This is a genomic window from Thermonema sp. (genome assembly GCF_026003375.1).
Taxonomy (GTDB): Bacteria; Bacteroidota; Bacteroidia; order Cytophagales; family Thermonemataceae; genus Thermonema; species Thermonema rossianum.
Map to the genome: position 1 here is coordinate 343,033 of NZ_BPHD01000003.1, position 23,222 is coordinate 366,254.

Consider the following 23,222-nt stretch of genomic DNA (forward strand, 5'->3'; position numbering starts at 1 on the left):
TATGTTTAAAAAGATATTGATTGCCAACCGTGGCGAAATAGCCCTGCGTATCATACGCACCTGCCGGGAAATGGGCATCAAAACGGTGGCCGTGTATTCTACTGCCGACAAGGAAAGCCTGCATGTACGCTTCGCCGATGAAGCCGTTTGCATTGGTCCGCCTGCAGGGAAGGAGTCTTACCTGAACATCCCCAATATTATTGCCGCAGCCGAAATCACCAATGCCGACGCCATCCATCCCGGATATGGTTTCTTGTCGGAGAATGCCAAGTTTGCACAGGCTTGTATTGACCACAACATCAAATTCATTGGTCCTACGCCCGAGATGATTCAAAAGATGGGCGATAAGGCAACCGCCAAAGCCACTATGCGCGCGGCAGGCGTGCCCGTAGTGCCCGGTTCCGATGGCTTGCTGGAGTCTTTGGAGCATGCCAAAAAAACGGCAGCCGAAATAGGCTACCCGGTCATGATGAAAGCAACGGCCGGGGGCGGTGGTAAGGGCATGCGTATCGTGCGTAGCGAGGAAGAATTAGAAAAAGCGTGGGAGTCGGCGCGCCAAGAGGCAGCAGCGGCTTTCGGCAATGACGGGCTATATATGGAGAAATTCATTGAAGAGCCCCGCCATATCGAAATACAAGTATTTGGCGACCAGTACGGCAAAGTATGCCACCTGTCAGAGCGCGACTGTTCCATTCAGCGCCGCCATCAAAAGCTTATAGAAGAAACGCCTTCGCCTTTTATGACCCCCGAATTGCGTAAAAAAATGGGGGAAGCAGCCATCAAAGGGGCGCAGGCCATCAATTATGAAGGTGCCGGCACCATTGAGTTCATAGTGGACAAAGACGGCAACTTCTATTTCATGGAGATGAACACCCGTATTCAGGTGGAGCATCCCGTGACCGAAGAAGCTACTTTCTTCGACCTCATCAAAGAGCAAATCAAAGTGGCTGCCGGCGAGCCTATCTCGGGACGCAACTACGAGCCACAGCTCTATACGATGGAGTGCCGCATCAATGCCGAAGACCCGGCCAAGGGCTTCATGCCGTCGCCCGGGCGCATTACCAACCTGCATATTCCGGGGGGCATGGGCGTACGTGTAGATACGCATATTTACGCCGGCTATACCATACCGCCTTTTTATGACTCTATGATAGCCAAGCTGATTGTGCGTGCGCAGAGCCGTGAAGAGCTGATTGTGCGTACCAAGCGGGCACTTCAAGAGTTTATGATTGAAGGGGTGAAAACGACGATTCCCTTGCTTATCAAAATACTGGACAACGAGCAGTTCAAAGCCGGTAACTTCACAACCCGCTTTTTGGATAACTTCGATATGTCCGACTTGTCGTAAGGCGAAGGATTTATAACTTCTTGCATATCCCCGGGCGGCTGTTTGCGAACGGCTGCCCGTTTTTTTTTTATGACAGGAACCATTAGAAACTTGAAACTTTGCGTCTGCAATAGGTAAATATCAAGGCATATGCATGAGATGAAAAAAAGCAACTTTTCGCCATTCCCTATCGCGCGCATCATACGCAGCCGGCGGAAGACTATTGCTTTGCAAATTACCGAAGAAGGCGAGCTATGGGTGCGCGTGCCTTATCGTGCCGGCGAGGCCGACATCCGCAGAGTGATTGCCAAGCATGCGGCCTGGATAGAAAAACATATGCAGGCAGCACAGCAGCGCAAAGCGCTTTATCCCCGCCACCGCTTTGTTGAAGGGGAGCTGTTTTATTATCTGGGGCAAGCTTATCCTTTACAATTCGATACGCGCCCGTCGCCTGCTTTGTCTTTTTCGGGTAGTGCCTTTGTTTTGTATTTCAAGGCGCAGCCACAAGCCAAAGCCTTGTTTGAAGCATGGTACAGGGAACAGGCGGCGGCTTTTTTCCCTAAAAGAGTCGCTTTTTGGGCTGAACGTGCAGGCTTAAGCGGGCGTTATGCAGCAGTGAAAGTAAGCCGTGCCCGCAAACGCTGGGGGTCTTGTTCTACCAAAGGCAATTTAAATTTTTCGTGGCGCCTGATGATGGCACCGCCGGAGATGATAGACTATGTGATAGTGCACGAACTGGCACATCTCAGACACCACAACCACAGTGCTGCCTTTTGGCAAGAGGTGGCAAAACAGATGCCTGCTTACCGCCTTTACCACAACCGGCTCAAAGAGGAGGGGTATAAGTTTACTTTGTGAAAAGGTTTTAGTACATGAGACCGACCACCACCACGTCATCTATCTGGTCAGTATTGCCGCGCCAACGGTCAAACTCTTTTTCCCACGCCCGCGCTTGCTCTTCCATAGGAAGTGCGGCATGACGTAGCAGCAGCTCTTTGAACCGCTTGCTCATGTACTTGTATTTGTTGTTGGTATCGAATTGGTCGGGAAAGCCATCGGAGTGCAAATAAAGTTTATCGCCGGGTTCCAGCTGCAGGTTGTGCCTTTGAAATATCTTCTCTTTTTTGTAGGACTTATTGCCCAATGAAATACGGGATGCTTTGAACACAAATAATTCATTGTCATGGAAGAGGTAGAGTGGGAACTTGGCCCCTGCATATTCGAGATGATTGCCCTCAACCACCAAAACAGCACCATCCAGACCGTCTTGCACTTCTTCGTCGGAGAGTGCTTGCTGGATGCGGCGGTCTAAGTGCCGCAACAGCTCGTCCGGATGAAGGCGGTCGTGCAGCTCATCTACCAGCTTGTCGAGAATATTCATGGCGAGCACCGTCATCAAGGCGCCGGGCACGCCATGCCCCGTGCAGTCGGCTACTACAATCACTTTCTTTTTGCCTACTTGCTTGCACCAATAGAAGTCACCACTAACGATGGATTTGGGACGGTAAAAAATGCCTACTTCACGGAAAGGATTCAGCAAGGATTCCGCCTTGGGAATCATGGCCTGTTGAATGCGGCTGGCATACTGTATGCTGTCTTCGGTGCGACGGTGCTGTATGGCCAGTTCACGATAAAGGGTTTGCAGCTGCTTGTTCAGCTTTGACTTGAACCGGTAGCGGTTGAAAAGCAACAGTACCAAGGCGATGAGCATCACCAGCAGAATGCTGCCGAAGAAAAGATATTGACGCGAGCGCTCGTTTTCAAGCGCCTGCAAGGCTTGCTTTTGTTCGAGCAGCTCTATTTGTTTTTGCTTTTTCTCTATCTCGTATTGGCTGCTGATGAGTGCTATGCGGCGACTTGTTTCTACGTCATACAGCTCTTTTTGCAGACGGTTGGTCATTTGGGCATACTGAAAAGCCTTATAGAAGTCGCCCAATTGTGCATATACACGGCTAAGCCCTTGGGCTGCGCTAAGCAAGGCAGACTTGGACTCTACGGCGGCGGCAGCTTCCAAGGCTTTTTGATAGTAATCCAAGGCAACCAGCCATTCTTCTTTTTGCTCAAAAAGACGGGCTATATTGTTGAAAGTGGCGGCAGCTTCGGCAGGGTCATTTTCTTCTTCGTCAATCATGGCAGCCCGGAAGTAAAGGTCAAGTGCTTCGTCGAACTTCCCTTGTTCGGCATATAGAATGCCCATGTTGTTGTAGATGCGTGCCATACCACGGCGGTCTTTCAGCTCTTCGCTGATTTTCAAAGAGCGGCGGTAATAATCAAATACTTGTTCGTAGCTTTCGGCGCTGTTGCTGTTGAGCAGTTTGAGGTGAGTGGCCGCAGCCAGGTTGTTCAATACGCCGGCCACATCACGCATACGGCGGTGTTTTTCATAAATATTGAGTGCGCGCGAGTAATAGCGGATGGCTTCATCATAATTCCCCATGTTGTCATATACCAGCCCTATGCTATTATAGCAGCGGGCAATGCCTATTGGGTCGCCGCAGCGTTCACGTATTTCGAGGGAGCGGGTGTGCAGCTCAATGGCTTTTTTAAAATCGCCCCAGATTTGATATAAGCTGCCCAAGCCGTTCAGGGCTTTGGCTTTTTCGAGTACCAAGGCACACTCTTCTTCTTGTGTTTGTGGCAGGGTGGTTTCTATGACCTGCGTGTATTGTTCGAAAGCATTCAGAAGGTCTTCCTGTTCGCTACGGTACAGGTAGCAGTTGCCTAAGGCAACACGTGCTGCCAGAACACCACGCAGGTAGTTCTTCGATTCTGCTTTTTGCAGGGCTAAGTGAGCATACTTAAAAGCACGATCAAGGTCATAGAACAAATACTCATTGGCAAGCTCTACACAGATGTCCACTTCACGGGTGCCCACTGTATGCGCCAATTCTTGCTCCAGGCGGGCTATTTTGTTTTCTGCATCTTGTGCCCAAAGAGGCAAGACCGGACAAGACAGGAAGAGTAAAAAAACAAGCAGTAATTGTTTTGCCATAAGTCTTCAAAAAAGAGTGTGCAAGCTTTTGGGACTAAGGTAATCATTTTTTAGGATTCGTGCTGAATAAGTGCCCGGGCAGGAGGAAGCAGTGCCGCTTTCCGGGCAGGCAGCCATGCCGAAAGCAAACAAAGAGTAAGGGCTATGCCGGCTACCGAAAGGCAGTCGGGCACGCGCATATTCCATGGGATATCTGCTTGTTGACTGATGAAATAACTGAACACGCCGCCCAGCAACATGCCGGCCAGCCAGCCATAAAAGCCCAGCAGCAAAGTCTCCAGGATGAACTGCCATTGTATGAGCAGGGGGGTGGCACCTACCGCTTTTTGTATGCCTATTTCAACGCTGCGCTCAAGCGTATGGCTATAAATCATATTCACCATGCCGATGCTGCCTACCAGGAAAGCTACCACGCTGATGCTCCAGAGGGTAACGCGCAGGGTGCGTTGCGTTTTCTTTTCTTCGCTTATCAAGCTTTCCGGATTCCAAGCTTCGTAGCTGCTCAGCGGATAGGTTTGATGCAGCAGACTTGCCAGAAGGGGCACGCCTGCTGCATGTTGCCGGTAGCGGCTCAGCCAGAAGGGGTGTGGCAGGTTCGTTTTTTCTATGAATGGCAACAGGCGGTATAAAAAAGTACCGGGGCTAACGATGACAGCACTGTTCAGGTCCGGTAACAAACGGTTATCGCTGCCCGGGCAATAAATGACGCCTACCACCGTGAGGCAAGTAGTGCCTATGCAAATGGTTTGCCCTACGGGGGAGTGCCCGGGTGGCAACAGGGCTGCCGCCAGACGGTGCCCCACTACACAAACAGCCGGGGCAGAAGCAGTGCCGGGCAGGAAACGTCCGCTTTCCAAGCGAATGGGCAGCAGCTGCCGGAGGGCAGCCGAAGAAACCACCAGCGGGAGCGCCCGGTGACGGTCGCGGCAACGCACCTCAGCACTCAAATGCCAAATAGGGGTAGCGGGGCTTGTCAATACATCTTCGTATTGTTTCAATTTCTCAACAGTTAAGTAAAGCGCTTCACCGGCAGCGTTGAGTTGGTCGGCAGCCAGACTGTTGGTTTGAGGCAGCCAATACAGGGTATTGAGCCCATAGGCATGGAGACGCTCCTGCAGTTTTCGATGCATGCCGCGGTTGAGTATCAGCAGACTGAACAGGGCGGCGGTGCCTACCACGATGCCTACCATGGAAAGCCACAGGCGCCAGCGGTGTGCACGCCGGTTTTGCTGTGCCAATTGCCAGCTGCAGTACAACACCTTTTTCCATTGTGCCACACGATGATGCGAGAGTATTTTTTTTATAATGCCTGCCATGGCAGTGATTCTGCTTCTTTGGGTAACGATAAACTGACTTGGTCGCCGGCTTTCAGCCCTTTTTTCACAATAACAAAGAGGTCATCGGCAGCGCCCAGCTCTACTTGCTGCCTTACCGTGCGTCTGCCTGTTCGTTTTATTACGTAGGGGGTGCCCGCGCCGGCATAATGGATGGCACTCAAAGGAACCAGCAGCACATTTTCGTGGCGACTGCACTCGATGCGGTTGAGGGTACTCATGGTAGGGCGTAAGGCAAGGTCTTTTTCTTTTAAACGTATGTTTACGGCAAAGTAGCGCACTTTGGAACCATCGCTTTCGGCAGTACTCGATATGTTGATAACTTCGCCGTGGAAGGTGCGGTTGGGCAGCGCTTCTATGCGTACTTCGGCGCTTTGTCCTACTTGTATTTTATGTATGTCCAGCTCATTGACACGGGCTGTGGACACCAACTCTTGTTGTGCCGAAAGCTTTACTACAATGGGGTCCCAACTGCTGACCAAGCTGCCGGCTTCTTTTTTGTTCCCGTTCCAGTCTTTGTGATAAATCACGGTGCCATCGGTGGGCGCATACAGAGTGAGTGCTTCCAGCGCTTCCTGTGCTGCTTCGTATTTGCGTTTGGCTTCGTTGAGTAGCGTATAAATGCCCAACAGTTTGCTGCGCGCTTGCTTTTGTTTGAGCCGGTAGGATTGTTTGGCGCTCTCATAAGCGCTCAGGGCACGCTCATAAGCCAGTTTGGCTTTGCTTTGTTCGGCAGGGGGCTCATACTCTATGCCTTGTAGTTGTATTTTTTTCATTTCCAGGTCGAGAGCAAGGTTTTGCAGCTCTTCGCGCGCTTGGCGCAGCAGCAGCGCGGTATCGACCAATGCTTGGCTGCGCTCGTTTTCAAGCTTTTCTATTTCGATACGCAGCTGTTGTATTTTCTCGTTGAGTTCTTGTTTGTCTAAGGTGGCCAGGTAGTCGCCCGCTTTCACCTGACTGCCTTCGGGCACCATGTCCACGATCTTGACCTGGTAAATTTCGAGGCTGCGCAAGATGGCAGGCGCTGTGATTTCGACAGCTTGGCGGGCAGTGAGCTCGCCGGCTGCCAGCACTTGCACACTAAGGTTGCCTTTTTGCACGCGTGCCCAGCCTTCTTGTGTGGGGGATGAAGGCATCAGCCACCATGCCAAAAAAAGTGTCAGCAGGGGAAAGGCTATAAAAAGCAGTTTCTTTCTGAGTGGGTGTGTAAACATGCATTTGACGGCTTTATGAAAAAACAAAGAGCGCAGTGGCTTGGTTGTGCCCGGAATTGTGTTTAATGCTAAGCTTGAAATTAGTAATTTGCGCCGAATTTAGAAAACGACATGTTTGGAGAACTATTAGCAACCTATATCCTGCCCTTGGTCTTGGCGCTCATTATGCTGGGCATGGGCTTGTCTCTTACCTTCAATGATTTTAAACGCATCATACGTTATCCCAAATCCATGCTTGTAGGGCTTGGCCTGCAGATGATAGGCTTACCTTTTTTGGCGTTTTTATTGGCATGGGTAGCCCCTTTCAGTCCGGCCATTAAAGTGGGAATTGTGTTGGTGGCCGCCTGCCCGGGCGGAACGGTGTCCAACTTAATTACCTACCTACTGCAAGGCAACTTGGCTTTATCTATTCTGTTGACTTCTTTCAATAGCTTATTGACGATTTTTACCATTCCTTCCATTGTAAACTTGGCACTGTGGGTGTTCATGGGGGACCGGCGTGAGTTAAGCCTTCCTTTTTGGAATACTTTTGTGCAAATACTGCTGATAACGGTTATCCCGGCCGTCTTAGGCATTTACGTTCGGCATCGTGTGGGCAAACGCCGTGTGGAGCAGTGGCAACGCTGGCTCAAGTATCTGCTGCCCGGTTTGCTGGGGATAGCCATGGTACTGACCATTTACTTTAACCAAGACAACAGTCTGTCGTTCCGGTGGTATGATTATTTGGGCATCTTGCCTTTCATGCTGGGCTTGAACTTGGGCGGGATGCTGTTGGGGTACTATGTGTCGAAGGCGGTGCACCTGAAGCGCAAAAACTGCTTGACCATAGCCATTGAGGTGGGGTTGCAAAATACGGGGCTGGCTATTACCGTAGCTACCAGCGCCACCATGCTCAACAGCCCGGAAGCAGCCATTCCCGCTTCGGTGTATGCTTTGTTTACTTTCTTTACCGCCGTAGGCTTGGGGCTGTTTTTTAGAGAACGGCTGCCGCGCAAAGACTCAGGGGAGTAAGCGTTTTTGCCACTTTGGTTTTTCCCGAAGCGGCAGTAACCACCAATGGATGAGGCTTGCCCAAAAGGTACCGATGACGGCACCTGCCAGCACGTCGGTAAGAAAATGTTGATTTAAATAAATGCGTGAAAAGCCTATCAATCCGGCTGCCAATGCCCAATATACGCCGCGTTTGGGGGCGCTGTGTAGCGCCAGAAAGGTAGCCAAAGCAAAAGCAGTGGTGGTATGCCCCGAAGGGAAGGAGTGTGCTATATGTACGTCCACGCCTGCAATGTAATGGAGTTTAGCGCCCAGTATGCCTTTGGGACGCAACGCATCGGCAAAGGCGGTGCGTTTCAGCAATTGGGTAAACAAACCGGAGGTGGCAAACGAAAGCAAGCCTTCGGTAGCGTGGTAGTAGCTGCGCCATAGTGCCATGCCTGCTATCACTACCACAAAGGTGAGGCCGTCACCTAAATGTGTCAGATAGGCAAAGAAAACATCCAACCAAGGTAAGTGATGTGCATCTATCCATAGCTGCACCTGCTCTTTCGAAAAAGGCAACAAGGCTATGCCGCCAAACAGCAGCATAGCCCCTACGGTGTCATAGTATGGTTCATATCGCCGCAAAAGCTTTTTCACAATACCGGCTTTTTTTTTAAGTGAAAAACTTAAACAAATCGTTGAAGACAGCAAACACCATCAATGCCAACAATATAACCATGCCTACCTGCTGTGCCTTTTCAAGTATTTTTTCGGGTACGGGGCGCCCGCTCAATATTTCCAGCAACAAGAAAACCACGTGCCCGCCGTCTAAGGCAGGGATGGGCAGCAGGTTCATGAAGGCAAGCACCATAGACAAAAGACCGGTGATGGTCCAGAAATGCAGCCAATCCCACACAGAACCATAAATGGCACCAATGCCTATGGGACCGGCCAGTGACTTGGAAGCCGACACTTCGCCCCGGAAAATTTTCTTGAACCCTTTGATATTATCGAAAATCACATTGAAGGCGGTGCTTGTACCTTTGACAAAGGCTTCGCCCGGACTTAGGTCTTTGCGCTCATACAGTTGGTTGAAGAAAGCAGGTTGAAAGCCCAGTTTGCCGTCTTTGCCCACGGTGGCCGTCAGTTCTATAAGCTGCCCCCGGCGCAATACTTTCAGGGTTACTTCTTCATTTTTGTGTTTTGCCAAGAGTTCAGACAGCTCGTAGAAATGCCGTACGCTGTCTTGGTTTACGCCTACTATCTTGTCGCCTTTTTGCAAGCCGGCTTTTTCTGCCGGCGAGTTGGGGGCTATTTCTACTATTTCGTAGTTCGTCAGATAGGGAATGGGCAATATGAAGCCGTCCTTATTGTCAATGACCTTGTCTGCCAAATCGTTCGGAAGATGTATTTGCAGGGTGTCGCCTGCACGCACCACAGTAAACACCACGTCGCTGCCCAACAGCACATCAGAGCTGAACAGGTCGTTGAAGCGCTCCACGGCTTTTCCGTTGACGGCAATGACTTTGTCGCCGGTGCGCAAACCTACCGACTCGCCTATGTCGCCCACGATGATGCCCTGAACGCGCTCGTTGGGGATATAGTTTTCACCTTGGGTATAGCTGATCAAGGAAAAGATCAAGATACCGGTGATAACATTCATGATGATGCCGCCCAGCATCACAATCAGGCGTTGCCATGCCGGCTTGGCACGGAACTCCCACGGCTCGGGCTCTTTGGAAAGGGCATCGGCATTTTGGGTTTCGTCTATCATGCCGGCTATTTGCACATAGCCACCGAAAGGAATGATGCCAATACCGAACTCTGTTTCGCCTATTTTTTTACTCCATAGCTTTTTGCCCCAGGCGTCGAAAAAAATGAAAAACTTATGGACACGCATGCCAAAGGCGCGTGCGGCAATATAGTGCCCAAACTCGTGCACGGCTACTAAAACCGACAGCCCCAAGATGAGCTGTAAAATCATAATAAGAACTCCCATGAAATATCTTGTTTTTTTGGGGTGATTGGTGATTGAACAAAATTACAAAACTTAAACGTGTTTTAAGGCTTCTTTCGCATATTCGCGGGTTTGCCGGTCGGTAGCAAAATAGTCTTCGGGCGAAGGGTCGGCAATGTAGTCCATACGCTGCATACAGGATTCTATCAATACGGGAATGTCTAAAAAGTCGATTTGGTCTTGCAGGAAGGCAGCTACAGCCACTTCATTGGCTGCGTTGAGCACACAGGGCATATTGCCCCCTTGGCGAAGCGCTTCATATGCCAGACGCAGGCAAGGAAAAGCCTGCAGGTCGGGTTGCTCGAAGGTAAGTTGCGGATAGGCCGTAAAGTCGAAACGGGGGAAAGAGGTGCGGTAGCGCAGCGGATAACTGAGGGCAAAAAGGATGGGCAGCTTCATGTCGGGCAGGCCCATTTGGGCTTTGATAGAGCCGTCTTCGAACTGCACCATCGAATGAATGATGGATTGCGGGTGCACTACCACTTCTATTTGTTCGGGCGAAAGCCCAAATAGCCACTTGGCTTCTATCACTTCCAGTCCCTTGTTCATCAGGGTGGCCGAATCGATGGTGATTTTGGCGCCCATGTTCCAGTTGGGATGCTTAAGGGCTTGCTCTTTGCGTACGCCGGCCAGCTGCTCACGGCTGTAGCCGCGGAAAGGTCCGCCCGAAGCCGTCAGTATGATTTTTTCTATGGGGTTGTGAAACTCGCCCACCAGGCATTGAAAGATGGCAGAGTGCTCCGAATCGACGGGGTAAATGTTCACGCCCCTTTCGCGTGCCAGGCGTGTGATGTAGGCACCGGCTACTACCAGCGTTTCTTTATTGGCCAAGGCAATGGGCTTGCCGGCTTCGATGGCATGAATTGTGGGGCGTAAGCCTGCAAAACCTACCATGGCAGTAAGCACAATGTCGATGCTGTCCATCTCCACTATCTGACACAGGGCTTTTTCGCCGGCATACACCTTGACCGGGTAGGGTGCCAGTGCTTCTTTTAGTTTATCGTAGTGAGCGGGGTTGCCTATCACTACGGCATTGGGCTGAAAAGCAATGCTTTGCTCTATGAGCAAATCCACATTGTTATGAGCGGTAAGTACTTCTACTTCCAAGTAGTCGGCTTGCTCGCGGATGACTTCGAGGGCTTGGGTGCCAATAGAACCGGTAGAGCCCAAAATGGCTACTCTTCTCTTTTCCTGCTGTATGGCTTCATTCATAGTATAGCTATTTATTTTTTACGCTTTGGGTGTTTGGCGCGCCAGTCGAGGTAATAGCCCACGCCGGCAAACAGCGAAGCGGCAAGAAATATAAGAATTGCTTTCCACAACATTTTCGTAAAATTTTTATTTTACAAAATAAACTTGTTTCCGTTCAATAGTATAAAAAGCCGGCTCTATGCTCATTTTTCGTTTGGTAGGCTATGGTTTGATAGCTCTTTGTTTGGGGGCATGCGCGAGCCGCTCTTTGGTTTCTTCCATTCAGGAAATAGGCTTCCGTATAGCCAAGAAACACCGCCCCAAGGCAGTGGTCCCTTTTGAGCTGTATGGCAACCTGGTGGTGGTGCCTGTTTTTGTGAATCATGGCAAAGATACTTTAAATTTTGCGGTTGACACCGGCGTGAAAGGCACACTTATTTTAAACCCTGCGCTTGACACTTTGTTTGCATCTTATGGCAACAGCACACGCATTCCGGTGCGTGGCTTGGGTTCGCCCGACGTCTTTTGGGCACATGTGTCTTCGCTTAATCATTTGCGGGTAGGCAGCAGTCTGGTCGATGAAGCCGCTAATGTCATGGTCATGGAAGACTCTGTATTCAACCTGTCTTCCTATGCAGGCAAGCCGATTCATGGGCTTTTGGGCTCTGACTTGTTTCGTCATTTGGTGGTGAAAATAGATTACCTGCAAAAAGAGTTGGTTTTTTATAGCCGTCATCACCGGCAGTGGCTGCGCAAGCTGAAAGGCTATCATGCCGATACGCTGTTGTTGCATGGCGAAAAACCTTATATGCGTTTATGGATACAGCAAGCAGGCGAGCGCCACTTCCGGCCGGTCAATGTGCTGCTGGACAGTGGGGCAGGGCATACGCTTTTGCTTGAAACAGCTGCCGACTCTGCTTTGCGCCTGCCGGCTCAACACATCAAAGGACGCATAGGCGCCACGCTTGCCGGCGATTGGTATGGTTTCATAGCCCGTTTGCCACGGATTCAAATAGCCCGTTGGCAAATGAATGAGGTCATTACCGGTTTCCCCGATACTTCTTATTACGAGTTTCGCAAGCCTGCCGGCATCGAGGTGCAAGGGGCCGTCGGCTTTGGGTTGATGTCACGGTTTCATTGGGTGTTTGACTACAAAAATCGCCGGGTGTGGCTGCGCCCCAACAAAAACGCCCGTAAGCCTTTCGAATATAGCTTTACCGGCATTGACTGGGTGCTTTTACCGCCCGATTTCCGCACCTTTATGGTCAGCGATGTCAATCCTTTGTCCGAGGCGTGGAAGGCAGGCTTGCGCCCCGGCGATATTCTACTGGGGGTCAACGAGTTTGCGGCATCGGAGCTGACACTGAACCGCCTGTATAAAATTACGGAGGTAGAAGGCAAAGATATAGCCTTGCTTGTGCGCCGCAACAATCACCTTATGTTTATCCGCTTTACTGCCAAGCGGCTTATTTAAAAGCTTGTTTTGGAGTGGGGTAAAAGAAAGCCCCCCGTAAATCAAAAAAGTTTGAAAGCAACGGGCAGCATTCAACGGTTATTCTTTCAAGAATTGCTTATCTTATGTTTAAGCAGCAACTTTTTAAAAACTATTTATCATGAAAGGATTATGGAAGTACGCTATTTTTGGGGCGATAAGCGCCGTATGCGCAGGCAATGCCCGGGCACAAAAAGTATATGCAGCCCGCTATGCAAGCCGGGCCGATGTGAAGGTGTACGTAGTGAACTATGAGTCGCAGGCAGATTTGAAAGTATATAAGGTAAGCTATGCAAGCCAAGCGCGTGGAAATGAGGGAAAATGGCACTTCGTAAAATACGCTTCCCAAGCCGATAAAAGCATCTATTTTGTTGACTATGCTTCCCGGGCAGATTTAAAAATTTATTTTGTCAAATATGAGTCGCAAGCGGGGTGGCGCAACCGCTCTAAAAAGCACCTGATGGAGTAAAAACGGCTTGTGCGGACGAAGTCAAAAGCCTTTGATACACTGCTTGAAGCGCCTGCTTTTTTTCTTCCCAATTAAAACGCTGTGTGGCGGTGTGCCTTGCTTGTTGTGCCAAGCGCAAGCGAAGCGAGGGGGACTCGTAGAGCCGTTGCATTTGGCGTGCCAAAAGTGCCGGACGCCCTGCACGCACCAAAAGCCCTTCTTGTTCGTCTTGCATGATTTCCCGGACAATGGGCAAGTCGGAGGCAATGACCGGTACGCCCATGGCCATCGATTCTATGATTTTCAATGGGCAGGCGCCCTGTTCCATATTGCGCCGGCAGGCAGTCAGCGGAGCTATTGAGGCGATGGCATGCTGCACATGGCGATACAAGATGCTTTGAGGAAGTTCATAGCGCCACACCACCGCTTCTGCCAAGCCCAGTTTCCGGCTTAATTTCACCCATTGGCGGTTTTTCTTTTCTTTCGATGAAAGACACATGACCAAATGCAGGTTGGGATACCGGGCATGCACATAGCCGAAGGCTCGTAGCAGCTCTTCGATGCCCTGCCATGGCTGGGTAGCGCCAAAATAAATGAAATAATGCAGGGGTGCATCGGGCATGCGTGGCATGGGGGGGATATTGACCTCGGCGCCGTTCTGTATCACGCTGATTTTTTCCGGCGAAATAGAAGCTTTTTGCAACAACTGTTCTTTAAGCCGGTAAGAAGGCGTAACGATATGGTCGCTTTGTTGCAAACACCATAGCTCTTGCGTTTCGATTTGCTTTAAAAGCGCTTCGGACATTTCGGGAAAACGATAGGGGAGCTCTATGCTCATGAAGGCATTGACTTCAAAAACAGTGCGGTAAGCTGCACGGCTACGGGCGCGGTGTAGAAGCACGGGCATGCCCCCCCACACATCCCGGAAGTGACAGACTGCCAACGTATGCGCACTTTGGTGCAACAAATCGAACAGTTGCTGCTGAAAGGCATCGACGCGTTCAAAAAAAGGGGCTTGAGGGTAGCGAAAACGAACTACTTCTTCACCCGTACGCTGCTCATACACGGCTTGCGTTTCGTTGCCCAAAGTATAAAGCACAGAGGGCGACAGGCTTTGTTTCATGGCTGCATAAAAATGACGGATATGCGTGGCAGAGCCCTTGGCAGCCGGGTACACGTCAAATGCCACATAGAGGCTTTTAGGTGCTGAGTATAATTTCATGGTCTTGTGGTAGCTTTTCCATCTTTTGGTTGGGAATCACAATACGGAAGGTGGTTCCTTTGCCTACTTCACTTTCTACTTCTATGGTGCCCCGCAGTTGTTCTACGCAGCTTTTTACCACATATAGTCCCACGCCGGTGCCTTTGGAGTCAGGGTTGTATTTGAAAAACAAATCGAACAGGCGGTCATGGGCTTCTTCAGGAATACCGCTGCCTTCGTCAATGACCAACAGAAGGCATTGCCGCCGGCTGGTGCTTATCACCACATCGACATAGGCGGTTTCATCGAAGTTGGCTCTTTGGCTTAAACCATGTACCAAAGCATTTTCTATGAGGTGCTGCAGGATGGTATAAATGAGATTGCGGGAAGCAAAAAAAGGTTGTTTATCATTGATTTGGCTGCGTATTTCCACATTCAGTTTGCTGCAAAGGCTTTTGAACTCGCCACGCAGCTGAAACAAGAGCTGATGGAAGTCTATGAGTTCCACTTCGTGATTGGCATAGCGGGCATTGACTACTTTTTGCAGCCCCTGCACTATCTTCTGTAGTTTGCCAATATTTTGCATCATCTTTTCCACATAATCCAGGGCGGTAGGGTCGCTTATGTCCAAGCGGGCTAAGTTGCCCAGCCCCTGCAGCGAAGCCACCGGTCCTTGTATGTCGTGCGAGAGTTTGTAAAGAAAACTATCCAAGTCGGCCTGCAGTTTAGCAATCGTTTTTTTTAAATCGACTTGCTGCTCAAGTGTTTCACTTAGTTCTTTGTAGGCCTCCAGTAGCTCTTCCTTGCTTTCTTCCAATTCCTGCTCCAGCAGGCGGCAACGTTGAAAGAGTGCATAAAAACGCTCTTGCCACTCTTGCACTTGGGCAGGCGTGTGGTGCAGTTTTTCAATTCTTCGAATGGCTTGCTCTATGGCTTGATATATAATAACAGGCGGCTGTTGCTCGAAGTCAAAGACATACCAAGCCCCGCTTTGATACAGTTGCTCTTGCAGGGCGATGTTCAAGCCATGCCCACCACTAAAAACAGGCACTACCTGTTTGCTTAGCTGCAGCTGTTGAGTAACCTTATGAACAAACAAGGGCGCCGTGCTTTCATCCGAAACCACCGGAATAAACAACGCTGCCGGTGCTGAGAGCGATTCTATTGCGTGAAGCAACTCATGTTCTTGAGTGTAGATGCTTATGTGCCAATCGCTTTTATGCTCTTGAGCTTCTCTTTTAAGCTCACCAATGAGAGCAGGCTCAGCGCTTGGTGCAGAGGGAGAATAAAAAATAATATTTGAGCTATTGGGCATGACGGCAAAGGTCAAACTCTCCAAGTTTACACACTTTCTTCTGACTATTCAAGTCATACGGGGAAAAATAAAGTGTGGTTTGCAGGCAATGACTATATTTGTAACAAGCAATTGGACTTTAAAATTACGGAACCTTGTGAAATTAGCAGCCATAGATATAGGGTCAAATGCCGCCCGCTTGCAAATATCGAGCGTTATCAATAATGAACTGGATGGAGTTTTTTTGAAAAGAGTGGAATATGTGCGTTTCCCTTTGCGCTTAGGCATTGATGTATTCAAGCACGGACATATCACGCCCCACAAGGAAGAGCAAATCTTGAAGCTGTTGCAAGCCTATCGCTTATTGATGGATTTGCACGAAGTGCACGACTACATGGCGGTGGCTACTTCTGCCATGCGTGAAGCAGCCAACAGTGCAGCCATCGTGGAGCGGGTGCGCCGGGAAACAGGCATTGAACTGAGGGTTATCAGTGGCGACGAAGAAAACCATTATGTCAACGTGGCTTTGTTGCGTCATTTAGACCACAAGCCCTATTTGCATATTGATGTGGGGGGCGGAAGCACCGAGCTGACACTTATCATGGAGCGGCAAGCTGTGGCTTCCCGTTCCTTTGAAATTGGTTCCATTCGATTGCTGGAAGGCGCTGCCGACCCCGCACTATGGAAGGAAATGCAAAAGTGGGTAGAAAAACACTGCAGCAAAGTCGATAAGCTGACGGCCGTAGGGGTAGGGGGCAACATCAACAAGCTGGCCACTTACACCAAGAAAAAAGGGCGCTCGATTACTATTAAGGAATTGGCGAAAATCAAAGAGAGCATTGAAAGCTATACCTACGAAGAACGTATTGCCATGCTGGAAATGAACCCCGACCGCGCCGACGTGATTGTGCCCGCAGCACATATTTACCTTTCGGTGATGCGCTGGGCCGGCATCAAAGAAATACTGGTGCCCGGTGTGGGGCTGCGGGATGGCTTATTGGAAATGCTGCTCGAAAAACACGGTTTCCGCAAAAACAGAATGTTGTTTGACGATTAAGACTATCTTATGTCCTTGAATAGAGTTGCGGTTGAAATCATCAACATAGGCGATGAGTTGCTTTATGGCAACATAGCCAACACAAACGCTCAATGGATGAGCGAATACCTGACCGAAGCCGGCTTCAGGGTGCTTCGCCATACGGTCATAGCCGATGAACAAGCGGCTATTGTGCAAGCACTGCAAGAAGCGCTGCAACGTGCACAAGTGGTACTGATGACCGGGGGCCTGGGACCCACCAAAGACGACGTCACCAAGCTGGCGCTGTGTAGTTATTTCAATACCGGCCTGCAGCTGCACCCCGAAGCATTGGCGCACCTCGAAGAAATGTTCGGGCTGCGGGGGCGCTCTCTGTCTGAGCTAAACCGGCAACAGGCAGCCTTGCCTGCGGGGGGGCTTTATCTTCAAAATGAAAAAGGCACTGCACCCGGCATTTGGATGCAGGATGCGGCCGGACGTGTGGTAGTAGCAATGCCCGGCGTGCCACACGAAATGCAGCATTTGATGCGAGAAAAAGTGCTGCCCCGCTTGTTGCAGACTTTTTCCATAGAACCCCTGCTTCATTTTCATGTGAAAACAGTGGGTATTGGTGAGTCGCAGCTGGCAGAGCAAATTGCAGCATGGGAGGAGGCTTTGCCCTCACATATCAAATTGGCTTACTTGCCTTCTTTTGGGCAGGTGAAGTTGCGCCTGACGGCCAAAGGGAAAGCCCCCTCACAACTCCGGCAAGACACCAAGGAGCAGCTTGCCCGCCTGCTGCCTTTGATTGACAAATACGTATTTGGCTTTGAGCAAGAAACACTTGAAGAAGTGGTGGCAGCTTTACTTCGGAAAAGTGGCAAAACCATTGCCGTGGCAGAAAGCTGCACCGGCGGCTATTTGGCGCATAGTTTTACCAAAATACCCGGCAGCTCGGCTTATTTTCAGGGCGGAGTGGTTGCTTATAGCAATCGTGCCAAAATAGAGCTTTTGGGCGTATCGCCCCAAACACTCGAGACGGAGGGGGCAGTGAGCGAAGCCACCGTGCTGCAAATGGCCAATGCCGTGCGCCGGCGCTTCCATGCCGACATAGGGCTGGCTACCAGTGGCATTGCCGGACCGGGGGGCGCCACACCTGACAAGCCCGTAGGCACCATTTGGGTGGCTTATGCCGATGCAGAAGGTGCCAAGGCAGCGCTTTATCGCTTGGGCAATGACCGCCTCTTCAATATCAAGGTGACAACGGCTTTGCTGCTCGACTGGCTGCGCAAGAAACTGGGCGGCAGGGCAAGCCGCTTTGAAGATTTTTTCGTATAATTCAACAGCAATGCAATTGAGCGGAACAGTTATGAGTTTTTGGGATAAAATATTGGGCAGGCACCGTTGCCCCCCTTTGCCACAGGTACAGCGTTATGCGCTCAATTATGAAGAAGTGCGCACGGTGGGTATTTTGTTTAACAGTACCGACGAAGACAGCCACGGGGCGCTTAACTTTTGGGTGAAAATCCTGAAACAAGATGGCAAAAAGGTGCGGGCAATGGCCTATTTTGAAGAAAAGCACTCCAACCCTTATGATTTTAAGTTTGATTTTTTCACTAAGAACGATCTGAAAAGAGGCGAGGCTGTCCATACCGAAGAAGTCAAAGCTTTCATGCAGGAACGCTTCGACTATCTGTACTGTGTAAGCCTGCAACACTTCAAGCCGTTCGATTACATCATGCGTTACTCCCATGCCAAGTGCCGCATCGGCGCTTTCTATGAAGACGATACCGAACGCCCCTATGAGCTGATGATAGCTATTCCCGAAGGGCAAAAGCGTGATGTTGTGAGCTTGACCCTGCAGATGATGCACTACACCAAAGGACTCTTGGTGAAAAACCCCCCGCTTTCTTATTTTGAACCTGATGCCGGCTTGAAAGATGCAAAAAAACAGCCTTCTGCTTCTTAGCTTGTTTGCAGCTTGGTGAAGGTGAAGCCTACGCCTTCTTCGGTTTCTTCGTAGTCTATTTGCACATCCAAAAGATAGATAAAGTGTTTTTTGGAAATATAGATATCGATGCCTTCCAATTGATAAATGGCATCATCTTCTTTGGGATGGTCGAAACCTAAAAGGAATTGGGCACCGCCACAGCCGCCTCCGCCCTTTACGCCAATACGCAGTCCATAGTCTGACGGTATGCCTTTGTTGGCTTTTATATCTTTGATGGCTTCCAGAGCCGTTGCCGTAATTTTTACAGGTAGTTCGTTGAACATAGCCGATACTTTGAAAAAATCCCTATTTTTGAAACGCTTCACAAAAAAAATAAATTCGAACGAATGGAAGTACTTCTTGACCTACTGAAAGTGAGCATTCCCTTAGCCATCGTAAGTTATGCGCTCTACGCTACGGTGCGCGCTTTTTTGCAAAAAGATTTTGAAAAAAAACTGGCTGAATTGCGTTTAAAATACAGTGAAACTGCTCTTGAGCATCGCCTGCATGCCTATGAGCGCATTTGCCTGCTGCTTGAGCGTATGTCGCCTACACAGCTGTTGCTGCGCATACAGTTTCAAGACCTGACAGCCGGTGAGCTGCGTCACGTTTTGCTGCATGAAATACAACAAGAGTTTTCGCATAATCTGTCTCAGCAACTGTACATGAGCATTGCCGCCTGGGAAGAAGTGAAAAAGGCAAAAGAAGGGGTGGTTACTCTCATCAACAATACCGCAGCCACCGTAGATGAAAACGCCAAAGCACTGGTACTTGCCAAAGCTATTTTAAACAACCTGAACGAGTACGGTTTTGACCCGGTGGACCCCGCTTTGCGCTTTGTGAAAGAAGAAGCACAAACTTTTTTTTAGTGACCTAAGCTTTGCTTGAAGGTTATGCGTGCCGGGGGCAGGTGCTGCCGGTCATGCTTTTATTTGCGGTTAAAAAGTGTTTGGGGACTTTAAAGGATTTTTTTATTCTTTTCAACCTTCTTTGTTGGTTCGACTCTTACCTTTGTCCTTTTGCTCTTTCGAACGCAAGCGGGAAATCTCTTGTATCAAAAAGAAGTTTGGCTTGGCGAGGTGTCTCACTTCGTTCGACATGACAAAAACAACATGCCCGCTGCGGATGCGACTCTTCATTTCACTTGTGCTCCGTGAGAAATGACAGCTGCCACTGCTTTTTTTCTTTTTGGCAGAAAACAACAACAGTCATTCACGAGCATTCAACTCAAAAAGGCAGAAGCCTGCTTCCCGGGCAGTGGGGGGCAGGCTTCTGCACAATATTCAATCATTTTGCGGGATGCTATTCCTTCAGAAAAGGATAATCTTCCTGCACATACACATCCTTGAAAATATCGGAAGGATCCGGATAAGGTGACTCTTCGGCAAATTGTACGGAATCTTCCACAATCGCCTTCACTTCTTTTTCTACTTGTTTGAAGTAGGCTTCGTCGCCAAAGCCTTTTTCCAGCATGCGCCGCTTGACCTGCTCAATGGGGTCCTGTTGCTTGTAGGCCTCTACTTCTTCTTTGGTGCGGTATTTGGCAGGGTCCGACATAGAGTGCCCTTTGTAGCGATAAGTGCGGAATTCCAGCAGGGTAGGACCTTCGCCTTTGCGGGCACGCTCGGCAGCCCGTGCCACCGCCAAATGCACTTCTTCCACCACCATGCCATCGACGGGCTCGGAAGGCATGTCATAGGCCTCGGCTAAGGTGTAGAGGTCTGTTACGTTGGATGTGCGCTTCACCGAAGTGCCCATGGCATAGCCGTTGTTTTCAATAACAAAGATGACGGGCAGCTTCCAGGTCATGGCCATGTTCAGAGTCTCATGGAAAGCCCCCTGACGCACGGCACCGTCGCCCATATAGCAAATACATACGTTTTGTGTGCCCATATATTGCTCGGCAAAGGCTATGCCTGCCCCCAGAGGAATTTGCCCGCCCACGATGCCGTGACCGCCGAAGAAGTTAACGTTTTTATCGAACATATGCATGGAGCCGCCTTTGCCTTTCGAGCATCCGGTGACTTTACCAAAAAGTTCTGCCATGACAGCCCGCGCCGGGGTGCCCAATATCAAAGGATGGGCATGGTCGCGGTAGGCGGTAATCCACTTGTCGTCTTTTGTGAGGGCTGTGGCGGCACCTGCCACGCAGGCTTCTTGTCCTATGTATAAGTGGCAGAAGCCACGTATTTTTTGGCGTCCATACAATTGCCCTGCTTTCTCTTCGAAACGCCGGGCCAATAACATCTTCTCATACCAGAAACGGTAGGTCTCTTGCGGAAAGTCATAAACTTCCGCTTTTTTATCGGGCGTAAGGGAGTGTTTGTTTTGTTCGCCCTGCTTGGTTACTTCTGATTTCTTCTTTTGTGCCATGTTGAGATAGGTTTGCCGCTAAAATACCAAAATATCTGTTTCGGATGCAACTGCTCATTGTCCAAACTTAGCCCGCAGGGCAGCCAGCTTGGCTGCCATGTCCTCTTCTTTCTTGGCGTGTGCCTTGGTTTGGCTCTTGGCTTGTTTCTTTGAGGCAGGGGCATCGCCCTTCATAGACAAGGCAATGCGCCGGCGCTGAATGTCCACTTCTAAAACCGTGACCATCACTTTTTGATGTACTTTTACCACCTGCGCAGGGTCGCTTACATATTCATGCGACAGCTCGCTTACATGCACCAGCCCGTCTTGGTGAACCCCTATATCCACAAAAGCACCAAACTTGGTGACATTGGTGACAATACCCGGCAGGCGCATGCCCGGCCGCAGGTCTTCTATGCTGTGCACGCGCTCGTCGAACTGAAACACCTCAAATTCCTGACGTGGATCGCGCCCCGGCTTGGCCAGCTCATTCATGATGTCCTGCAGGGTGGGTAAGCCGATTTTATCGCTTACATACCGCTCGATTTGAATTTGCGCGCGCAGCGAAGCATCACGCAGCAGGTCTTCTATGCTGCACCCCAAGTCTTTTGCCATTTGCTCTACAATGTGGTATGATTCAGGGTGAACGGCACTGGCATCCAATGGGTGCTCCCCATTGCGTATGCGCAAGAAGCCGGCTGCCAGTTCAAAGGTTTTGGGACCAATACCGGGAACCCGCTTGAGCTCTTCCCGGTTACGAAAGCCGCCGTTTGCTGTGCGGTAGGCAATAATGTTGTCTGCCAGGCGCTCGCTCAGCCCCGATACATAAGAAAGCAATTGCTTGCTGGCAGTATTTAGCTCTACCCCCACCGCATTCACACAGCTGATGACCACGTCATCGAGACTCTTTTTGAGTGCTTTTTGGTCCACGTCGTGTTGATATTGCCCCACGCCTATAGACTTGGGGTCTATCTTGACCAGCTCGGCCAGGGGGTCTTGCAAGCGGCGCCCAATCGATACGGCTCCCCGGACGGTGACGTCTTTGTCGGGGAACTCCTCGCGGGCTACCTTCGAGGCAGAGTAAACCGAAGCGCCACTTTCGTTGACCATCACTACCAACACGCCCGGAATTTGCAGCCGGCGCACAAACTGCTCGGTTTCACGGCTGGCCGTGCCATTGCCTATGGCAATGGCTTCTACTTTATATTGTTCGCAAAGCCGGCGAAGCAGTTGCCCGGCTGCCTCTTTTTGGTTCTGAGGCTCGTTAGGGTAAATGACATCGTCGTGAAGAAGCTGCCCGTGTTCGTCAAGAACAACCACTTTGCAGCCGGTGCGAAAGCCCGGATCTATAGCCAATACGCGCTTTTCGCCAAAGGGAGAAGCCAAAAGCAATTCGCGCAGGTTGTCGGCAAACACTTTGATGGCTTCTTCGTCGGCTCGCTGTTTCGATGCCAAACGCATTTCGGTTTCAAGCGAGGGGCGCAGCAGGCGTTTATAAGCATCGGCAATAGCCAAACGCACCTGCTCGGCGGCGGGGCTTTGGTTTTTCAATACCAGCCGCTCTATTTGTGCAATGGCTGTTTCTTCGTCCGGTTCTATACTGACCGAAAGCACCATTTCACTTTCACCGCGCCGGATGGCCAGTAGCCGGTGCGAGGGAATGCTCTTAAGCGGCTCTTCCCATTCAAAGTAATCGCGGAATTTTTGCCCTTCTTCCTCTTTGCCTTTGATGACTTTACTTTTGATGAGGGCGATTTCTTCGAATAAATCGCGTAATCTTGCACGCACTTCCTGCGTTTCGTTGATCCACTCGGCAATGATATGGCGTGCGCCTTCGAGCGCTTCTTCTGTGGTATTTACGCCTTTTTCGGCATCTATAAAGGCTTGTGCGGCTGTTTCCGGAATCAGGTTTTCGGCTTGTTCAAACAGCTGCCGGGCCAGTGGTTCCAGCCCTTTCTCCTTTGCCATGGTCGCTTTGGTGCGTCTTTTGGGACGATAGGGCAGATACAGGTCCTCCAGCACGCTCATGGTGTCGGCAGCTAAAATGGCTGCTTTTAGCTCGTCGGTGAGTTTGCCTTGCTCTTCTATGCTTTTGAGAATCGTTTCTCTGCGCTTTTCCAGCTCACGCAGGCGTTCTACCTCGTCCCGTATTTGGGCGATTTGCACTTCATCCAAGCCGCCGGTGGCTTCTTTGCGGTAGCGTGCAATAAAGGGAATGGTGGCTCCCTCATCCAGCAATTGAACGGTAGCTTCGATTTGCTTGACCCGAAGCCCCAGCTTCTCTGATAAACGTATCACTTCCTCAACCATGCGTCTATTTTGTTCTATTTCTTACAATGCCTCCAAAAATACTACAATTTTTGCTTATTTAAACCAAAGG

At 50.2% G+C, this 23,222-nt stretch carries 20 protein-coding genes; 9 read left to right on the forward strand and 11 right to left on the reverse strand.

Translation table 11 applies throughout. The annotated features are described in order from the left end of the window. The first annotated feature begins 1 nt into the window (after position 1). Both accC and QVE43_RS11185 read left to right on the forward strand, forming a co-directional pair. Positions 2-1,348 carry an acetyl-CoA carboxylase biotin carboxylase subunit gene (gene accC, locus QVE43_RS11180; RefSeq protein ID WP_288007188.1) on the forward strand — a complete coding sequence of 449 codons (1,347 nt, stop codon included), beginning with the start codon at positions 2-4 and terminating at the stop codon, positions 1,346-1,348. Positions 1,349-1,477: 129 nt separating this feature from the next. Continuing rightward, a complete protein-coding gene (locus QVE43_RS11185) occupies positions 1,478-2,185 on the forward strand; it encodes a M48 family metallopeptidase (protein ID WP_288007190.1) in 708 nt (235 codons plus the stop codon). Positions 2,186-2,192: 7 nt separating this feature from the next. Here the strand turns inward: QVE43_RS11185 and QVE43_RS11190 are convergent, their stop codons facing one another. From QVE43_RS11190 to QVE43_RS11200, 3 genes are read right to left on the reverse strand one after another with little or no spacing between them, the layout of a single operon-like run. After that, positions 2,193-4,319 (reverse strand): tetratricopeptide repeat protein, encoded by a 2,127-nt coding sequence (locus tag QVE43_RS11190; protein WP_288007191.1) that lies wholly within the window; start codon positions 4,317-4,319, stop codon positions 2,193-2,195. Positions 4,320-4,369: 50 nt separating this feature from the next. Continuing rightward, a complete protein-coding gene (locus QVE43_RS11195; RefSeq protein ID WP_288007193.1) occupies positions 4,370-5,635 on the reverse strand; it encodes an ABC transporter permease in 1,266 nt (421 codons plus the stop codon). Beyond that, complete coding sequence (locus QVE43_RS11200; protein WP_288007194.1) at positions 5,620-6,867, reverse strand: efflux RND transporter periplasmic adaptor subunit; 1,248 nt, start codon at positions 6,865-6,867, stop codon at positions 5,620-5,622. The genes QVE43_RS11195 and QVE43_RS11200 overlap by 16 nt, the downstream gene beginning before the upstream one ends. A 111-nt stretch (positions 6,868-6,978) precedes the next feature. On the opposite strand from QVE43_RS11200, the gene QVE43_RS11205 reads away from it, so the two are divergent. Then, positions 6,979-7,878 (forward strand): bile acid:sodium symporter family protein, encoded by a 900-nt coding sequence (locus tag QVE43_RS11205; RefSeq protein ID WP_038029981.1) that lies wholly within the window; start codon positions 6,979-6,981, stop codon positions 7,876-7,878. Here QVE43_RS11205 and QVE43_RS11210 read toward each other — a convergent pair. From QVE43_RS11210 to QVE43_RS11220, 3 genes are read right to left on the reverse strand one after another with little or no spacing between them, the layout of a single operon-like run. Beyond that, positions 7,867-8,499 (reverse strand): phosphatase PAP2 family protein, encoded by a 633-nt coding sequence (locus QVE43_RS11210; RefSeq protein ID WP_288007196.1) that lies wholly within the window; start codon positions 8,497-8,499, stop codon positions 7,867-7,869. The two genes, QVE43_RS11205 and QVE43_RS11210, sit on opposite strands and share 12 nt — an antisense overlap. Before the next feature lie 16 nt (positions 8,500-8,515). Beyond that, complete coding sequence (gene rseP / locus QVE43_RS11215) at positions 8,516-9,841, reverse strand: RIP metalloprotease RseP (RefSeq protein ID WP_288007198.1); 1,326 nt, start codon at positions 9,839-9,841, stop codon at positions 8,516-8,518. 51 nt (positions 9,842-9,892) lie between these two features. Then, positions 9,893-11,071 (reverse strand): 1-deoxy-D-xylulose-5-phosphate reductoisomerase, encoded by a 1,179-nt coding sequence (locus QVE43_RS11220; RefSeq protein ID WP_038029976.1) that lies wholly within the window; start codon positions 11,069-11,071, stop codon positions 9,893-9,895. A 178-nt stretch (positions 11,072-11,249) separates the two neighbouring features. On the opposite strand from QVE43_RS11220, the gene QVE43_RS11225 reads away from it, so the two are divergent. Both QVE43_RS11225 and QVE43_RS11230 read left to right on the forward strand, forming a co-directional pair. Further along, positions 11,250-12,524 (forward strand): aspartyl protease family protein, encoded by a 1,275-nt coding sequence (locus tag QVE43_RS11225; protein ID WP_288007200.1) that lies wholly within the window; start codon positions 11,250-11,252, stop codon positions 12,522-12,524. A gap of 139 nt (positions 12,525-12,663) precedes the next feature. Continuing rightward, a complete protein-coding gene (locus QVE43_RS11230; RefSeq protein ID WP_051633124.1) occupies positions 12,664-13,011 on the forward strand; it encodes a DUF6150 family protein in 348 nt (115 codons plus the stop codon). Here the strand turns inward: QVE43_RS11230 and QVE43_RS11235 are convergent. After that, a complete protein-coding gene (locus QVE43_RS11235) occupies positions 12,989-14,212 on the reverse strand; it encodes a glycosyltransferase family 4 protein (RefSeq protein ID WP_288007202.1) in 1,224 nt (407 codons plus the stop codon). The genes QVE43_RS11230 and QVE43_RS11235 overlap by 23 nt on opposite strands. After that, positions 14,190-15,530: a HAMP domain-containing sensor histidine kinase gene (locus tag QVE43_RS11240; protein ID WP_288007204.1), complete on the reverse strand. Its 1,341-nt coding sequence runs from the start codon at positions 15,528-15,530 to the stop codon at positions 14,190-14,192. The genes QVE43_RS11235 and QVE43_RS11240 overlap by 23 nt, the downstream gene beginning before the upstream one ends. Positions 15,531-15,642: 112 nt before the next feature. Between QVE43_RS11240 and QVE43_RS11245 the strand changes: the two genes are divergently transcribed. The 3 genes from QVE43_RS11245 to QVE43_RS11255 are packed head-to-tail and all read left to right on the forward strand — an operon-like array spanning position 15,643 to position 18,469. After that, positions 15,643-16,542, forward strand: a complete 900-nt coding sequence (locus QVE43_RS11245; protein ID WP_038030227.1) for a Ppx/GppA phosphatase family protein — start codon at positions 15,643-15,645, stop codon at positions 16,540-16,542. Between the two features lie 9 nt (positions 16,543-16,551). Further along, entirely contained in the window at positions 16,552-17,838 is a 1,287-nt protein-coding gene (locus tag QVE43_RS11250) for a competence/damage-inducible protein A (RefSeq protein ID WP_288007207.1), read from the forward strand. Between the two features lie 31 nt (positions 17,839-17,869). Beyond that, positions 17,870-18,469, forward strand: a complete 600-nt coding sequence (locus tag QVE43_RS11255; protein ID WP_157630060.1) for a DUF6913 domain-containing protein — start codon at positions 17,870-17,872, stop codon at positions 18,467-18,469. On the opposite strand, the gene QVE43_RS11260 is transcribed toward QVE43_RS11255, so the two are convergent. Beyond that, positions 18,466-18,774: an iron-sulfur cluster assembly accessory protein gene (locus QVE43_RS11260; RefSeq protein ID WP_288007209.1), complete on the reverse strand. Its 309-nt coding sequence runs from the start codon at positions 18,772-18,774 to the stop codon at positions 18,466-18,468. The two genes, QVE43_RS11255 and QVE43_RS11260, sit on opposite strands and share 4 nt — an antisense overlap. Positions 18,775-18,837: 63 nt before the next feature. On the opposite strand from QVE43_RS11260, the gene QVE43_RS11265 reads away from it, so the two are divergent. Next, positions 18,838-19,359 (forward strand): hypothetical protein, encoded by a 522-nt coding sequence (locus tag QVE43_RS11265; RefSeq protein ID WP_288007211.1) that lies wholly within the window; start codon positions 18,838-18,840, stop codon positions 19,357-19,359. A gap of 433 nt (positions 19,360-19,792) precedes the next feature. Here QVE43_RS11265 and pdhA read toward each other — a convergent pair whose 3' ends face one another. Together pdhA and QVE43_RS11275 are read right to left on the reverse strand one after the other, a co-directional pair. Continuing rightward, positions 19,793-20,863 (reverse strand): pyruvate dehydrogenase (acetyl-transferring) E1 component subunit alpha, encoded by a 1,071-nt coding sequence (gene pdhA / locus QVE43_RS11270; protein ID WP_288007213.1) that lies wholly within the window; start codon positions 20,861-20,863, stop codon positions 19,793-19,795. 54 nt (positions 20,864-20,917) lie between these two features. Continuing rightward, a complete protein-coding gene (locus QVE43_RS11275; RefSeq protein WP_288007215.1) occupies positions 20,918-23,152 on the reverse strand; it encodes a Tex family protein in 2,235 nt (744 codons plus the stop codon). Positions 23,153-23,222: the final 70 nt, after the last annotated feature.

Bases quoted from the DNA above. Each gene is read 5' to 3' on its own strand.
- QVE43_RS11265 (WP_288007211.1), top strand. From the start codon at position 18,838: ATGGAAGTACTTCTTGACCTACTGAAAGTGAGCATTCCCTTAGCCATC.
- QVE43_RS11205 (WP_038029981.1), top strand. From the start codon at position 6,979: ATGTTTGGAGAACTATTAGCAACCTATATCCTGCCCTTGGTCTTGGCG.
- QVE43_RS11185 (WP_288007190.1), top strand. From the start codon at position 1,478: ATGCATGAGATGAAAAAAAGCAACTTTTCGCCATTCCCTATCGCGCGC.
- QVE43_RS11195 (WP_288007193.1), bottom strand. From the start codon at position 5,635: ATGGCAGGCATTATAAAAAAAATACTCTCGCATCATCGTGTGGCACAA.
- QVE43_RS11225 (WP_288007200.1), top strand. From the start codon at position 11,250: ATGCTCATTTTTCGTTTGGTAGGCTATGGTTTGATAGCTCTTTGTTTG.
- QVE43_RS11230 (WP_051633124.1), top strand. From the start codon at position 12,664: ATGAAAGGATTATGGAAGTACGCTATTTTTGGGGCGATAAGCGCCGTA.
- rseP (WP_288007198.1), bottom strand. From the start codon at position 9,841: ATGGGAGTTCTTATTATGATTTTACAGCTCATCTTGGGGCTGTCGGTT.
- QVE43_RS11190 (WP_288007191.1), bottom strand. From the start codon at position 4,319: ATGGCAAAACAATTACTGCTTGTTTTTTTACTCTTCCTGTCTTGTCCG.
- QVE43_RS11250 (WP_288007207.1), top strand. From the start codon at position 16,552: ATGTCCTTGAATAGAGTTGCGGTTGAAATCATCAACATAGGCGATGAG.
- accC (WP_288007188.1), top strand. From the start codon at position 2: ATGTTTAAAAAGATATTGATTGCCAACCGTGGCGAAATAGCCCTGCGT.
- QVE43_RS11220 (WP_038029976.1), bottom strand. From the start codon at position 11,071: ATGAATGAAGCCATACAGCAGGAAAAGAGAAGAGTAGCCATTTTGGGC.
- QVE43_RS11255 (WP_157630060.1), top strand. From the start codon at position 17,870: ATGAGTTTTTGGGATAAAATATTGGGCAGGCACCGTTGCCCCCCTTTG.
- QVE43_RS11235 (WP_288007202.1), bottom strand. From the start codon at position 14,212: ATGAAATTATACTCAGCACCTAAAAGCCTCTATGTGGCATTTGACGTG.
- QVE43_RS11200 (WP_288007194.1), bottom strand. From the start codon at position 6,867: ATGTTTACACACCCACTCAGAAAGAAACTGCTTTTTATAGCCTTTCCC.
- QVE43_RS11275 (WP_288007215.1), bottom strand. From the start codon at position 23,152: ATGGTTGAGGAAGTGATACGTTTATCAGAGAAGCTGGGGCTTCGGGTC.
- QVE43_RS11260 (WP_288007209.1), bottom strand. From the start codon at position 18,774: ATGTTCAACGAACTACCTGTAAAAATTACGGCAACGGCTCTGGAAGCC.
- pdhA (WP_288007213.1), bottom strand. From the start codon at position 20,863: ATGGCACAAAAGAAGAAATCAGAAGTAACCAAGCAGGGCGAACAAAAC.